The sequence below is a fragment of the Sphingomonas sp. genome, from assembly GCF_036388435.1.
In the GTDB taxonomy this organism is placed as follows: Bacteria; Pseudomonadota; Alphaproteobacteria; order Sphingomonadales; family Sphingomonadaceae; genus Sphingomonas.
Map to the genome: position 1 here is coordinate 30032 of NZ_DASVRV010000053.1, position 14277 is coordinate 44308.

The 14277-nt window shown below is 69.4% G+C and carries 13 protein-coding genes; 3 read left to right on the plus strand and 10 right to left on the minus strand.

Annotated elements, in window-relative coordinates; all coding sequences use genetic code 11:
• Positions 1-49: 49 nt before the first annotated feature.
• The 3 genes from VF592_RS13055 (at position 50) to VF592_RS13065 (ending at position 1789) form a co-directional block, all read left to right on the plus strand.
• Complete coding sequence (locus tag VF592_RS13055; RefSeq protein ID WP_331006068.1) at positions 50-1105, plus strand: 1,9-bis(guanidino)-5-aza-nonane synthase; 1056 nt, start codon at positions 50-52, stop codon at positions 1103-1105.
• A 70-nt stretch (positions 1106-1175) separates the two neighbouring features.
• Positions 1176-1601 carry an MAPEG family protein gene (locus VF592_RS13060; protein ID WP_331006069.1) on the plus strand — a complete coding sequence of 142 codons (426 nt, stop codon included), beginning with the start codon at positions 1176-1178 and terminating at the stop codon, positions 1599-1601.
• Positions 1601-1789: a hypothetical protein gene (locus VF592_RS13065; RefSeq protein ID WP_331006070.1), complete on the plus strand. Its 189-nt coding sequence runs from the start codon at positions 1601-1603 to the stop codon at positions 1787-1789. Before VF592_RS13060 ends, VF592_RS13065 begins: the two co-directional genes overlap by 1 nt.
• 4 nt (positions 1790-1793) lie before the next feature.
• On the opposite strand, the gene VF592_RS13070 is transcribed toward VF592_RS13065, so the two are convergent.
• Genes VF592_RS13070 through VF592_RS13115 form a run of 10 tightly spaced genes read right to left on the minus strand, consistent with a single transcriptional unit; the run spans position 1794 to position 14113 of the window.
• The gene (locus tag VF592_RS13070; RefSeq protein WP_331006071.1) at positions 1794-3680 is read right to left on the minus strand and encodes an XrtA/PEP-CTERM system amidotransferase; all 1887 of its coding nucleotides are present in this window, start codon (positions 3678-3680) and stop codon (positions 1794-1796) included.
• On the minus strand, positions 3680-5206 hold the full coding sequence (gene xrtA / locus VF592_RS13075; RefSeq protein WP_331006072.1) for an exosortase A: 1527 nt from the start codon (positions 5204-5206) through the stop codon (positions 3680-3682). The genes VF592_RS13070 and xrtA overlap by 1 nt, the downstream gene beginning before the upstream one ends.
• Entirely contained in the window at positions 5203-6378 is a 1176-nt protein-coding gene (locus tag VF592_RS13080; RefSeq protein ID WP_331006073.1) for a TIGR03087 family PEP-CTERM/XrtA system glycosyltransferase, read from the minus strand. The genes xrtA and VF592_RS13080 overlap by 4 nt, the downstream gene beginning before the upstream one ends.
• Entirely contained in the window at positions 6375-7421 is a 1047-nt protein-coding gene (locus VF592_RS13085) for a FemAB family XrtA/PEP-CTERM system-associated protein (RefSeq protein ID WP_331006074.1), read from the minus strand. The genes VF592_RS13080 and VF592_RS13085 overlap by 4 nt, the downstream gene beginning before the upstream one ends.
• A complete protein-coding gene (locus VF592_RS13090; RefSeq protein WP_331006245.1) occupies positions 7418-8275 on the minus strand; it encodes an XrtA system polysaccharide deacetylase in 858 nt (285 codons plus the stop codon). Before VF592_RS13090 ends, VF592_RS13085 begins: the two co-directional genes overlap by 4 nt.
• A gap of 32 nt (positions 8276-8307) precedes the next feature.
• A complete protein-coding gene (locus VF592_RS13095; protein WP_331006075.1) occupies positions 8308-9375 on the minus strand; it encodes an ExeA family protein in 1068 nt (355 codons plus the stop codon).
• Positions 9376-9386: 11 nt separating this feature from the next.
• On the minus strand, positions 9387-10994 hold the full coding sequence (locus VF592_RS13100; protein ID WP_331006076.1) for a hypothetical protein: 1608 nt from the start codon (positions 10992-10994) through the stop codon (positions 9387-9389).
• Entirely contained in the window at positions 10991-11941 is a 951-nt protein-coding gene (locus tag VF592_RS13105) for an AAA family ATPase (protein ID WP_331006077.1), read from the minus strand. The genes VF592_RS13100 and VF592_RS13105 overlap by 4 nt, the downstream gene beginning before the upstream one ends.
• A complete protein-coding gene (locus VF592_RS13110) occupies positions 11938-13458 on the minus strand; it encodes an XrtA system polysaccharide chain length determinant (protein WP_331006078.1) in 1521 nt (506 codons plus the stop codon). The genes VF592_RS13105 and VF592_RS13110 overlap by 4 nt, the downstream gene beginning before the upstream one ends.
• Positions 13459-13471: 13 nt before the next feature.
• A complete protein-coding gene (locus tag VF592_RS13115) occupies positions 13472-14113 on the minus strand; it encodes an XrtA/PEP-CTERM system exopolysaccharide export protein (protein ID WP_331006079.1) in 642 nt (213 codons plus the stop codon).
• Positions 14114-14277: the final 164 nt, after the last annotated feature.

The following is a 14277-nucleotide window of genomic DNA, read 5'->3' on the forward strand; positions in this document are numbered from 1 at the left end:
TTCCGCGTCCCCATAAACGACGGCGGGTCTTGAACGAACGGACCTGACAATGAACGACCTTACCCCCAACGATACCCGCAAGGCGGAGCTGCTTTCGAAGCAGGTCAAGCATATCGACATCACCAGCTTCGACGCGCGCCCGATCGTCGATGCAATGGCCGATATGAGCTTCACCAGCCGCGATCTCGGCCGCGCGACGAACATCTACAACCAGATGCTCGCCGACAAGGATTGCACCATCTTCCTCGTCATCGCCGGGTCGACCTCGGCGGGCGGGTGCATGGACCTGTACGCCGAGCTGCTGCGCAACAACATGATCGACGGCATCGTCGCGACCGGCGCGTCGATCGTCGACATGGATTTCTTCGAAGGGCTGGGCCATAAACATTACCAGGCGCTCGACGTGCCCGATGACGACACGCTGCGCTCGCTGCTGATCGACCGGATCTACGACACCTATATCGACGAGGAGCAGCTCCAGCACGTCGACCACACGATCTTCGAGATCGCCGAGACGCTGGAACCCCGCCCCTATTCGAGCCGCGAGTTCATCCGCGAAATGGGCAAGTATCTCGTCGAGCATGGCAAGAAGGACAACAGCCTCGTCAAGCTCGCTTATGAGCATGACGTTCCGATCTTCTGCCCGGCCTTCGTCGACAGCTCGGCCGGGTTCGGGCTGGTCAAGCACCAGGTCGACAGCATGAAGGCGGGCAAGCCGTACATGGTGCTCGATGCGATCGCTGACTTCCGCGAATTGACCGACATCAAGATCAAGGCCGGCGTCACCGGCCTGCTGATGATCGGCGGCGGCGTGCCCAAGAACTTCATCCAGGACACCGTGGTCTGCGCCGAAATCCTGGGCCATGACGACGTTCAGGTGCACAAATACGCGGTGCAGATCACCGTCGCCGACGTGCGCGACGGCGCCTGCTCCTCGTCGACGCTTCAGGAAGCGGCGAGCTGGGGCAAGGTCAACACGGGCATCGAGCAGATGGTGTTCGCCGAGGCGGGCAGCGTGATGCCGCTGCTGGCGTCGGACGCCTACCACCGCGGCCACTGGAAGGATCGCGTCAAGCGCCGCTGGGGCGCGATCTTCAGCAAGTAAACCGGTCGGCGGATTGCGCCGGACGGCCAAGTGAGGCAGCCTCTCCCGAGCGATCGGGGGAGGCTTTTTCATGAACAGCGAGATTCTGCGGCCGGTGGTAGTGCTGATCGCCTGGTCGCTGGTGATGCTCGTCTGGATGGTCGTGGTGCGGCTGCCGGCGATGAGGAAGGCAGGGATCGACCTCGGCAAGGCGCGCGGCGGCAAGCCCGGCGCGCTCGACGGCGTGGTGCCCGACGAGGCGCAATGGCCGGCGCACAACTACATGCACCTGATGGAGCAGCCGACCCTGTTCTACGCGGTCGCGCTGACGCTGGCGCTGATCGGCGCGGGCGATGGCCTGAACGCGATGATCGCCTGGGCCTATGTGCTGCTGCGGATCGGCCACAGCATCGTCCAGGCGACCGCCAACATCATCCGCTTCCGCTTCGCCCTGTTCGCGCTGTCGAGCCTGGCGCTGATCGCGCTCACGCTCCACGCGGCGATCGCGGTCTTCTGATGGCCAAGGACAAGGAAGCCTTCGAGCGCCACCGCCAGCCCTGGACGCCCGACGAGCTGCAGAAGCTGCACCAGTTCGCCAAGAAGGGCATGGCGCTGAAGGCCATCTCCAAGGCGCTCAAGCGGTCGGAGGAGTCGACCAAGGACCGCGCGAAACAGGATGGGCTGTCGATCGCGAAGCTGCGCTGAACGATTACCCGAACAGCCGTTGCAGGCCGCGCTCCAGCATCAGGAACTGCCACAACGTCCGGCCATGCTCGGCGCGACCCGCGCGGTGGTCGGCCGCGAGCGTCGCCAGGGTGTCGAGGTCGAACCATCCCGTGTCGTTCAGCAGGCGCGAATGGACGAGGCCCGCGGCGGTGTCGGCAAGCGGGCCGCGAAACCAGGCCGACACGGGCGTGACGAAGCCCATCTTCGGGCGGTAGAGGATCTCGCGCGGGAGGTGGCGCTCCAGGCTGCGCTTCATCAGCCATTTGCCCTCGCCTCGCCGGAGCCGCATCGAAGGCGGCAGGGTCGCGCAGAATTCGAGCAGGCGGTGATCGAGCAGCGGCTCGCGCGCTTCCAGCGAGACCGCCATGCTGGTGCGGTCGACCTTGGTCAGGATGTCGCCGGGCAGCCAGTGCTTGATATCGGCATATTGCGCGCGGTCGAGGCCGTCGCGCGCGGGGGCGGCGCGCATGGTGGCGATGTATCGGTCCTCGGCGCGGTGGCCGCCCAGCGCGCGACGCGCGTCGGCCGAGAATAACCGCGCGCGCAGCTCGGGCGTCGTGACACCCACGGCGCGGGCATAGCCCTCCTCCCCCGATCCGGCGAGCGCGACCAGGGTCGACTTGGCGCGGAGCGGGCGGGGCGCCCAGTCGGCCTTGGGGTAATAGCGCCCGAGCGTACCGAACAACTTGCCGCGCGCATCGGCGGGCAGAAGACCGCGCAGCCGTTCCTCGCCCGCGTGAAAGCGGTGGCGGCGGTAGCCGGCCAGCGCCTCGTCCGCACCGTCGCCCGACAGCGCCACCGTCACGCTCTCGCGGGCGAGCGCCGACACCTGATAGGTGGCGAGCGCGGAGGCGTCCGCAAACGGTTCGTCAAAGGCACGGACAAGCGTGTCGATCAGCGCGAAATCGTCGGGTGAGACGACACGGACGCGGTGATCGGTACGGAAGCGGTCGGCGACGGTCTGGGCATGGGCGCGTTCGTCATGCCCCGCCTCGTCGAAGCCGATCGTGCAGGTGAGGACCGCGCGGCGATCGGCTTCCGCCATCAGCGCCACGACCGCCGAGCTGTCGACGCCCCCCGACAGGAAGGCGCCCAGCGGCACGTCGGCGACCATCCGGCTGCGCACCGCCGCGCGCATCCGGTCGAGCAACTCCTCGCCCAGCGCCTCGGCCGATCCGCTCGCCCGGTTGGAGAAGTCGAGGTCCCACCATTGCCGAGACTCGGGCACGGCCTCGCCGCGCCGGACGAGCAGGAAATGGCCGGCGGGCAGCTTACGCACCTCCGCGACCATGCAGCTGTCGTCGGGGACATAGCCGAGCCCCAGATAATCTTCGACCGCGCGCAGGTTCGGCTCGCGGCGGAGCAGCGGGTGGGCGAGCAGGCCCTTGAGCTCGGACGCGAAGGCGATCGAGCCGTCGGCGAGCTCGGCGTAATGAAGCGGCTTCACCCCGACGCGGTCGCGCGCGAGGAACAGCGTCCGCGTCTCCGCATCGTGGAGCGCGAAGGCGAACATGCCGTTCAGCCGGTCGAGCATCGCCGGCCCCCAGGCCCGCCAGCCATGGAGCAGAACCTCGGTATCGCCCCCCGTCCAGAAGCGCGCGCCGAGGGCCGTCAGCTCGGCGCGAAGCTCGGCGAAATTGTAGATCTCGCCATTATAGGTGACCGTCAGATGCCCGTCGGACATGGGCTGGGGCGAGCCCTCCAGATCGATGATCGACAGGCGCCGGTGGCCGAAGCCGACGCCGGGCGCGGTCCAGACGCCTTCCCCGTCCGGGCCACGATGCGGCATGGCGGCGATCATCGCGCCGATGCGGGCGGGGTCGACGGGCTTGGGGGTGACGTGGTGGAAGACGCCCGCGATGCCGCACATCAGCGCGGCCGGGCGATGCGGTCGATCGCGGGGCCGATCGGACCCAATGCTGCGGCGAACCGCGCGATCGCATCCGGGGCGGTCGGCCCTTCGGCGGACAGGTGCAGCGCGACGGCACGCTGGTCGCCGCCGGTCAGGCGCGCGCGCGCGGTCTCGATCTTGACGCGGATGGGGTCGGCGGTGGTCACTGCACCGATGCGATACCAGGTCGCGACGGTGCGCCCCACGGAGCGCCCGTCCGTTTCGGACGCGACGATCCGCATCGCGGAGCCGCCCGCGATCGGCGCGACGTCGGCGACGCGCACCCACCGATCATCCTCGCGAAGCGCGCCGACCCCGAACGCGACAAGCTCTCGCCCCTCGGACTGCCGAGCATAAAGGGCGATCGCCATGTCGACCGCATGGCCCTGCCCGTCGACATAGCGGCCGAACAGCCGGTGATCCGCGCCGGGATGGTGCGGCTGCCAGGGCGCGGCCGTGCTCAACGGTGCGCGTACCCAGCCGCGCAGGATCGGCAGGTCGATTCGGGCCGGCGACGGCGCCGGACGAGCTGCCACCATCGCCGACCAGGCGGGCGCGGCCGCAGCGGTGACGATCGACAGCAGGATGGCGGGTAGCAGGTCGATCCGGTGCCGGACCGGCCCCGCCAGCCGCGCGGGATCGAACGCGGGATCGTCGGGCGCGCGGTCGAACCAGCGCCAGCCCAGCGCCAGCACGCCCGCCATCACCAGCGCGAAGAATATCCAGCCATAGACGATATGGTCGAACCCCGCTGCAGCCTCTACCGAGGTCAGGTCCGCGGCCCAGATCGTCGCAAAGGCGCGCACGCCATTGGCGAGCACCGGCACGACTACGCAGGCGAGCAGGAACAGCGCGCGGCGGCGCCACGACCAGAAACAGGTGCCCGCGACGAGCACCCCGAAAGCCAGCATGGCCAGCACGAACTTCGACCCCGAACACGCCTCGGCGACCTCGAACCAGTAGCGCCCGGCATGGATCAGCACCCCGTCGACAATGGCGGGGACCCCGACCAGATGGAGGAGCGGCACGACCGTCGCGACCGTCACCTGCTGGAGCGGGGACTCAAGCTCCTGCCCGAAGGGCACCAAGAACAGCGCATAGCCGAGCGGAAAGAGCAGCCCGCGCGCGACCTGCGGGCCGAGCAGCGCCACCACCACCCCCTGGAGCATGACGATCAGCCCGCCATGCCGCGCCAGCGCCACTCCGCCCGCGTCGCCGAGCAGCCAGGCCGTGCCACCCACCGCGACCATCGCCAGCCCCGGCCACCAGGCGATAGGGGTCAGCGCCGACAGCTCGCACCGTCGCTGCCATACCAGCCAGCCGATCACGGGCGCGACGAACAGGCAATGGCCATAGGTGGTGCTGGTCCACCACAGATGCACGAGGTCGCCGACATCGCCGCGGAACAGCAGGGCGAGCGCCAGCGCCACCAGCACGAGCGCGAGGCCGTGGCGGCGCCAGCCGGTCAACGTCCGGTCGGTCGGCGCGGTCAGGGCGATGCTCATCGCGGCGCTTCCAGGCCGAGCAGCGCGTCGAGCCGGGCGAGCCGCGCCGGCCAGGCATAGCGCGCCAGCACTCGCGCCCGCGCCGCCTCCCCGAGCGCGCGCGTATCGTCAGGGTGGTCGAGCAGATCGCCCACAGCGCCGGCGAAATCATACGGCGCCACGCGGATCGTCCCCGCATGGTCGATCCCGTCCGCCGCCTCGGGGCTGGCGACGACGGCGCGCGCCATCGCCATGGCTTCGAGCACCTTGTTCTGCACCCCGCGCGCGACACGGAGCGGCGCCACCGCCACGTGGGCCGCCGCCAGCCAGGGTCGGACATCCTCGACCGCGCCGGTGACGATCACCCCCTCGCGCCCGGCCAAGGCCCGAACCGCCCCGGTGGGCGCGCGGCCGACGATCGCGAAACGCGCGGCCGGGTGACGCGCGCGGACTGCCGGCATCACGTCGTCGGCGAACCAGGTCACCGCGTCGATATTGGGCGCGTAATCCATCTGTCCCGTGAAAACGATCAGCGGCCCGCGCTCGTCCAGCCGCGCGAAGCCGGCATCCGGGTCGTACCAGATGGCGTCGATGCCGTTCTCCACCGCCGATATCCGGCCCGTCGCACCGCCCGCGTGGAACAGCGCAGCCTCCGCCTCGGTCACGAATAGGCTGGCGTCGACCCGGGCCGCGACGGCGCGCTCATGGGCTGCGAGCAGCCGCGCCTCGCGCCGGAGGACCCAGCGCAATTGTCCCCGGCTCCGATCGGCGAGCGCGGCGAACTTGGCCGAGTCGACATCGACGAAGTCCATGATCGTGCGTTCCGGCCCGGCATATTGCGCCATCTGCCCGGAGAATATGTAGGTCGCGGCGATCGGGTGCGCAGCCCGCACCCGTGTCACCGCAGCCGCCAGCCGCCGGTCGGCAAAGGCGAGCAGCGACACCGGCTCGCCTGTCGCCAGTGCCTGCACCCCCGCCCAGACGCGCGACTTGGCGCGCGGTACGATCGTCCATGACGCTAGGCGGTCAGCTAGGTCAGGCGGGGGCGCCGCGTCGGCTGGGGTCTCGCCGAACGCGACCAGATGCACCCGCGCGCGGGCCGCCAGGTGGCGCAGCACGTGATGGCTCCTGATCTTGTCCCCGCGATCGGGCGGGAACGGCGCGCGATGCGCCAGGAACAGGATGTCCTTCACCCCAGACCCCGGCTGATCCAGGGGCCGACCGCATTCGCGAGCGGCAGGGGAAGCCGCTTCCACAGCGCGATCTTCGTCGCATATTTCGGGTCGAGCGGGTTGACCGTCCGCGCCGGCCCCGCGCTCCGTTTGGCGTAGGAGAGCGGCACGGGATCGAACCCCCAATTCTTCTTGAACGCCGCCGCGCCCGTGCCCGCCTTGGACCGGCCGAAGTCGAACCGGGTACAGCCCCGCTCGCGCGCATGCGCCATCAGCGCGAAATACATCCGATCATTGGCGCGCAAGCTCCGCGCGCGCGCCGTGCCGCCGCCCCAATAAGGATAAACGGTATCGCCGGCATAAAGGCTCAGCACGCTCGCGACCGCCTCGCCCTCGTGAAGGACGGTCAGCACATCGGCGTCCATCATCTCCACCACGGCGCGGAACAGCGCGCGCGGAAAAACCGGGGTGCCGAGATTATGAACCGATTCGCCATAGGCGCGGTAATGTTCGGCGAGCGCGGCCTCGCTGCGTCCGATCGCAATCTCCAGATCATGGCCCAGCGCGCGGCGGACCTCGGCGCGCTGCTTGCGCGGGATGGCGAGCAATTCGGCTTCGTCGCTACCCGCCATATCACGCGCGAAGCCCAGATACGTCGCATCGTCGACCGCCCAGCCGGCTGGGACGACGCCGCCGCGCAGCTCGACCTCGGTGATGTTCAATCGTTCCGCCAGCTCCCAGGCGCCCGATGCGAGCGCTTCGACTGCGTCGCCGAGGATGCCGCCATCGACCGCGAACCCCGCCGAGACCAGCGCCCGCCCGAACAGGCGCGACCGCATCTCGGTCAGCGGCAGCACGCCCGCGATCGCTCCGCCCCCGCGCTCCGCGACCAGATAGCGCGCGCGTCGCCCGCAGCCGCGCGCGACGGCCCGGCTCCAGGCGGAGAGATGAAAGGGCGAGCCCACTCGTTCCCGCACGAACGCGTCGATTCGCGCGCATTCGCGGTCGTCGCGCAGGTTCACCTCGCGAACGCCGACGGACGCGGTGACGGCGTGGAAGGTCATGAGACGCCGACCCCTGGCGTCGGTGCCCGCGGGGCGATCCGCCCGAGCCCGGCGACGACCGCATCCACCCGGCCCCATTCATGCCGTCCGAGCAGCCCGCGCAGCTTGCCCGCCATGATGCCCAGCCGCGAATAATGCCGCACCCGCGACCGGAGCGGAGCGTGGCCGACGCGCGGCTGGTCGGGGTCGATTTCCCAAGGATGGAAATAGAACATGGCCGCGTGGCCCTGGGCGTTCACCTGGCGCGTCGCGAAGTCGGTGAGCGCGGAGGGAAGCAGGCGGAAGAAGCCGCCGCCCGTCGCCAGCCGGCGCCCGGCGATCTCCGCGACGGTCACCGGCACCTCGATCAGCTCGGCGTCGGCGAGCGGCCGGAAGGCGTAGCGCGGCGCGTCGCGCCAGCCATAATGGTCGTGTCGGACAGGGGCCACGCTGGACGAATAGACATAGCCCTGCTCCGCCAGCACCTCATGCGCCCAGGGGGTACGCGCGTCGATCGAGAAGCTCGGCGCGCGGTAGCCGGTGACGGGGGCACCGCCCGCGTCCTCCAGCACGGCGCGGGCGCGGATGATGTCGGCGCGGAACTCGTCAGGCGTCATGGTGAAGACGCGCCGATGGTCCCAGCCGTGGCTGGCGATCTCGTGCCCCGCCTCGGCGATCCGCCGGATCAGCACGGGATGCCGCTCCGCCACCCAGCCCAGCGTGAAGAAGGTCGCGCGCACCCCCGCCGCCGCGAACAGGTCGAGCACCATACCCGTATTGTGGTCGACCCGCGATTCGAGACCGTTCCAGTCGCCCTTGGCGATGACGCGCTCGAACGCCCCGACCTGGAACCATTCCTCCACGTCGACCGACATGCCGTTCAGAATGCGGCCGTTCGGCACCGCGATCAGGCCGCGCGTTCGTGGAGCGCGTCGGGATGCGGCGGGGCCATGTCCGATTCGATCCAGTCGACCAGCAGCGTCAGCACGCGCCGCAGCGCCGCGTCCTGCATCTCGACGCGCTTCTCCAAGGCGGCGACGCGGTGTGCGAGGGCCGGATCGGAGGCACCCGGCCGGATCGGAATGGCGCGCGACAGCTCCTCGCGAAGCTCGGTCGCCGGTTCGGCCGCCGCTGGGGGCGCGATGGCGGACGCCGTACTCATGTCCGCCTGCAGATCGGTGGCGACCGCCTCGACCGCGCGGGCGTCGATCACCTCCAGCCCGTCCATGGCGGCGTGGAGCATGACGCGTCCGGCAAGCTGGTTCAGCCGCCTGGGCACCCCCGCCGATGCGCGGAACAACGCCGGGAAGGCGTCGACCGCGAAATCCGGTCGTCCGTTCCAACCGACCACCGACAAGCGGTGCGCGATGTAGTCGGACACCTCGTCCTCCGTCATCGGGTCGAGATGGTGGATGGCGATCACCCGCTGGCGCAGCTGCTCCAGCCGGTCCGAACCCTGCAATCGGTCGCGGAACTCGGGCTGGCCGAGCAGCACGATCTGGAGAAGCGCGTGACCGCCGCTCGCCTGGAAGTTGGACAGCATCCGCAGCTCCTCCAGCGCCGACACGGGCAGCGCCTGGGCCTCGTCGACGACCAGCAACGTCCGCCGCCCGGTACGCGCGACCGCGTGGAGCCCGCGCTCGATCGCCGTCAGAAGCTGCGCCTTGGCCAGCCCCGCGGGATCGATACCCAGCCCGGTCGCGACGATGCGCAGCAGGTCGTCCGCCTCGATCGCGGTCGAGGTGATGGTGATCGGGTTGAGTCGCGTGCGGTCGAGCCCGTCGAGCAGGTGCCCCATCAGCGTGGTCTTGCCCGCACCGATATCGCCGGTGACGACGATGAACCCCTCGCCTTGCGCCAAGCCATAGCCCAGATAAGCCATCGCCTTGCGGTGGGTCGCGGTCTCGAACCAGAAGCGCGGATCGGGCGTGAGCTGGAACGGCCGCCCGGTCAGGCCGAAATGCTGATCGTACATGGGCCTTGTCCTTAGAAGCTGTAACGCGCGCCGAGGAGCGCCTGGGCCGACCATTGATCGTCGAAATCGCCGACCTGGAAACTGTATAGGCCTGCGGACGCGGTCGTCTGCAACCGGCCGAACCGATGATAATAGCTCGCCACCGCGCCGCCCGACAGCACCTCGTCGTCCCTGAGGCCCACCGTGTTGTAATAGTTGAGGAACGCCTGCGCGTCGAAGCCCGACACCGGGGTTAAGGACCGTCCGTAGAATAACGATCCATAGACGCTCTCGTCCTCCACGCCGAACACCGTCACGCCGACCGGCAGACGCCCGGTATGGAGGCGGCGATTGGCATATCCGACCCCCGCCCCGAACTGGTGCTGCCCCCGCGTGGCGGTGATCACCGCGTCGATCCCGCGCGCGCGGTAGCTGGTGGTGTTGATCGACTGGAACACGGAATTCAGGCAGCCGCCCGGCGTCTTGCCCGACGTGCCGAACACGCAGCCATTGTATTGCTGCACGAACTGGTCGCGGGCGGACACGAAGCTGGTCGGCAGGTTGGAGATACCCTGACGCAACTGCCGACCGAAGGTCTGGACGCCGTCATAGACGCCCACCGCGATACCGACCGACTGCGATGCCTGGTAGCTGAGCGATCCGGTGCCGCTGAACGATCCGTAGCGCTCGCCGACGGAAGCGCGCGCCTCGGTCCGGCGGTTGGGGCGCCAGACCACGCCGACATCGTAATACAAGCCGTCAGTGCGATAGTCGACGCGCCGCGGCCGGCCGCGATCGGAGAGGAAACGGCCGTCCTCGTCAAGCGCGGGAACATTGTCCGCGGTCAGGAGCGGCGCGCGGCTGCTGGTCTCGATCTTCTCGTAACCGGCCCCGGCCGCCAGCGCGACGGTCGCCGATATCGGCGCCAGCACGTCGCCGCGCACCAGCACGCCCTCGTAACGCTGGTCGAGCTGCCCAGCATCCTCGCGCTCATAGCCGGCGCTGAGCGCGAGCCCGACCGGCAGGACGACGAAGGGAGCGACGCTCAGCCGGGCGGTGGCGAGGTGATTGATCGCATCGTCGTAGAAATCGCGCCGGCCCAATCCGGGGGCAAGCCGCACCGAGTCCGGCGTCTCGACCTTGGTGTAGCCGATCCGATATCCGGCATCGAGCCGCGCCGCCCCGATCGGGCGCGACAGCGTCGGGCCGGTATAAAGCGAGTAAACCTGGGTGATATTGTCGGGATCGCCGATCAGCACGCCCGGCGCCGACCCGCGATTGTCCGATCGCGCCCGCGTGGCGATCGCCCCACCCTCGATGGAGAGCCCGGGCGCGACCAGGTACGATCCGCGCGCCAGCCCCGACAGCACGTCGCTGTCGCCGATGTCGTCGTCCCAAGAGAATAGCCGGTCATAGCGCAGGCCGATCTGCGCCTCGGCGCGCGCGGTGCTGACACCTGCGTCCACACCCGCCGACAGCGTCGTGAAGGTCACGACATCGCCGTCCTCCAGATCCGCCGCCAGGATCTGGCTCGCCTCGACATAGGGTTGGACATAGGTGCGCCCGCGCTGTTGCGCGGTCGCGGACCCGGCGGCGGTCAGCGCGGTCGCACCGGCCAGCAAGGCGAAAAATCGGCTCACGTCGCGTCCTCCTGCCCGTAATAGCTGCCGAAACGGCGCCCGCCCGGGACGAACGACACCGCGTTCAGCAGCAGTTCGATATGTTCGCATCCGTCGAGCAGCGACACCGCCTCGCGCAGCTCGCCGTCGCCGGTCCGATCGGCGCGCACGACAAGCATGACCTGCCCCACCTGCGTCGCCAGCACCGAGGCGGGCGAGGCCGCCAGTGCCGGCGGCGAGTCGAACAGTATCACGCGTCGCGGATTGGCCGCCAACAGCCGCGCGATCACCGTGCGCGTCCGCGCGCTCGCCAGCAATTCCGTATCGGCCGAGGTCTGCGTTCCCGCCGACAGCACCGCGAGTCCGGGTACGTCGGTCTGGATCACCAGCCCCTCCGGGTCCACCGCGCCGTCGTCAAGCGCGTCGAGCAGCCCGCGCCCATTGGGAAGTCCCAATTGCCGACATATATCGGGCTTGGCGAAGTCGGCATCCACCAGCAGCACCTCCGTGTCCCGTTCCGCCGCGATCGAAAGCGCGAGGTTGATCGCGCAGAAGGTCTTGCCGTCGCCCGGCCGCGCCGAACACACCAGGATCGTGCGCGCCCGGTCGGGGTGGTCCCCCTCCGCGATCAGCCGCTTGAGGCCCAGCAAGTGGCGCTTGACGAGCCGGAACTCCTCGGCGAGCGGGCCGACCGGTGCGCCGGGCACGATCATGCCGCGTTCCGCCAGCATCGTTCGGTCGATCGTCGCGACCGTTGAATCGACCGGCGGCGGCGTGAAATCGTCATGATCCGCGCTCGCCAGATACTCGGCCGGAATGGCCGCCAGCGTCGGATCGACGGCGACCGGCTCCGATACGAGCCCGACGGTGGGTGCAGCCGCGCGCAGATGCGCGTTGAAGTCATAGACCCGCGCCGCGCGTTCGAGCAGCGAGCCGCCGGGCGCGGGCTTGGGGATGCCGTTCGTCATGCCGCCAGCCCTCGTTGAAGCATCTCGACCCCGAGCAACAGCACATAGGCGACGGCCAGGCCCCCCGCGCCGCCCGCGAACAATTTGAGCCGGCGTCGCCGCTCGTCCTCCTGAAGCCGCGTCACGACCTCGCCGATCGAACCGATCACGGTCATGCCGCTCGCCCGCTCCAGTCGCTGCGTCGTGGGATAGGTCTGGCGGAGCTGCGCCAGCGCGAAGGCAGCGCCGACGCCCGCCGCCACCCCGGCGAGCAGCACACCCGTCAGCAGCAGCAGCCGGTTGGGCGCGCTGGGCGTCGACGGCGCGCGCGGTGGGTCGATGACCGAGAAGCGCACCGGCGCCGCCTCGCTCTGCGCTTGCCCGCGCAGCCGCAACTGCTCGCGCTGGGCGAAGAGCTGGTCATATTGGTCCTTCAGCACCTGATAGCGCCGTTCCACCTCGCCCTGCTGCGCAGCGACCTCGGGATCGATCGCCAGCTTGGCGGCGAGTGCGTCGAGATCGCCCTGGATCTGGCTTTTGCGCATCCGCAGCGCCGCGACCTGCGCGCCGCGATCCGCCTGCATCGACTGAAGCGACAGATAAAGCGGGTTGGGCGTGCCGCCCCCGCCCGTGCCGCCGGTCAACGGCTCGCCCCGCGCGGCGGCGGTCGCGGCGGCGAGCTGCCCCTTGAGCGCCACGACGTCGGGGTGACTCTCGGTATAGCCGCGTGTCCGCGCATCGGCGAGCTGGCCCTGGACGGTCGCCAGCCGCGCCCGCGCCGGCCCGGCGCCGCCCGCCATGCCCGGCGTCGCGATGGTCGCGGGCGTTCCCGCCAACTGTCCCTGGACGGCAGCGAGGCTGGAAGCGGCGCCCGCCAGTTCGCCGTCGACCTGCGCCATCTGCGCCCGCGCCGCGCTGATCCGGTCGGCGACCGTGCCTGTGCCTGGCAGCGAGCCGAGATAGCGGTTCTGGAAGTCAGCGCGCTTCGCCTCGGCATCGGCGAGCTGTTTCTGCTGCTCGGCCAATTGCCCGTCGAGGAAGCGCAGCGACTGGCTCGTCTGCGTACGGTCGCCGGCCAGGTTGGACTCGACGAAGATGTCGATCAGCTTCTGGGTGATGTCGCGCGCCAGCTTGGGCGAGGCCGCCGACGTGGTGATCTCGAACAGATTGTCCTGCGCCGCGGTGACCTTGATCGACTGGGCCAACCCGGCCGCGCGATCGGCGACCTCGCGGTCGTTCGAGACGGTCTGCGCCAGATCGGTCCCGCGCACGACTTTCTGCAGGTTGATGTTGGAGATCAACGTCTGGCGGAGCTGGTCGACGGTGCGCTGTTCTTCATTGGCCGGGCCCGCCAGCCCGGCGGGCAGGATGGACTGCATCTGCACGAACACCCGCGCCTTGGCCTCGTAACGGCTGGGGATCTGAGACACGAGCAGCCAGCCCAGGACGCACACGCCCCAGGCTACTGCCAGCCCCAGCCAGCGCCGCGTCCAGATCGCGTGCAGCGCGAGCCTCGCCTCGTCGAGCAAGCCGTTCATGCCAGCCGCCCGCTCAGAACATCGACTCGGGGATGATGATCACGTCGCCCGGCTCGAGCCGGACGTTCGCCGAGGAGTCGCCCTTCTTGAGCAGGCGCGAGATGCGCAGCGCATATTCGCGCTGCTTGCCCGTATCGCGTTCGTACCGGACGAGCCGGGCCTTGTCCCCGGCCGCAAACTGGTTGAGGCCACCCACCGCGATCATCGCGTCGAGCAGCGTCATGTTGGCGCGGTACGGGATCGACGCGGGCTTTTCCGTCGCGCCGACGATGCGGACCTGCTGACTGAAGGTGCCGGAGAAATTCTCCACGATCACCGATATGATCGGGTCCTTGATATACTCGGCCAACGCCTTCTTCATATCGTCGGCAAGGGTGGCGGGCGTCTTCCCCACGGCGGGCATGTCGCTGACCAGCGGAGTGGTGATCCGGCCGTCGGGTCGTACCTGGACCTTGGCGGACAGCTCGGGATTGCGCCACACGAAGATCTGGAGCTGGTCGAGCGGTCCGATCACATATTCCTCGCCCGGCGTTTCCTTGCTGGCCACATAGGAAGCGGGCGGCAGCACGGGCCGATCGGCCCCGCCGCCGGCGCAGCCGGACAGGGCGGTCGCGACGAGCGCGCTGGCGAGAATGGAACGGGGCACGACACGCATTCGGGAACCTCCTCGGGCCAGGCGATCCCACGAGGCGAACCCCGCGACATCGTCCGGCTTGAACCTCGGCTATGCTCGTGGGAGGTGAACATAGCGTTAGGAACGAAACCCGTCGCGGGCGGAAAGCGTCCCGCTTCGGGTCTCGACTGTCGATAAGCCCCCCT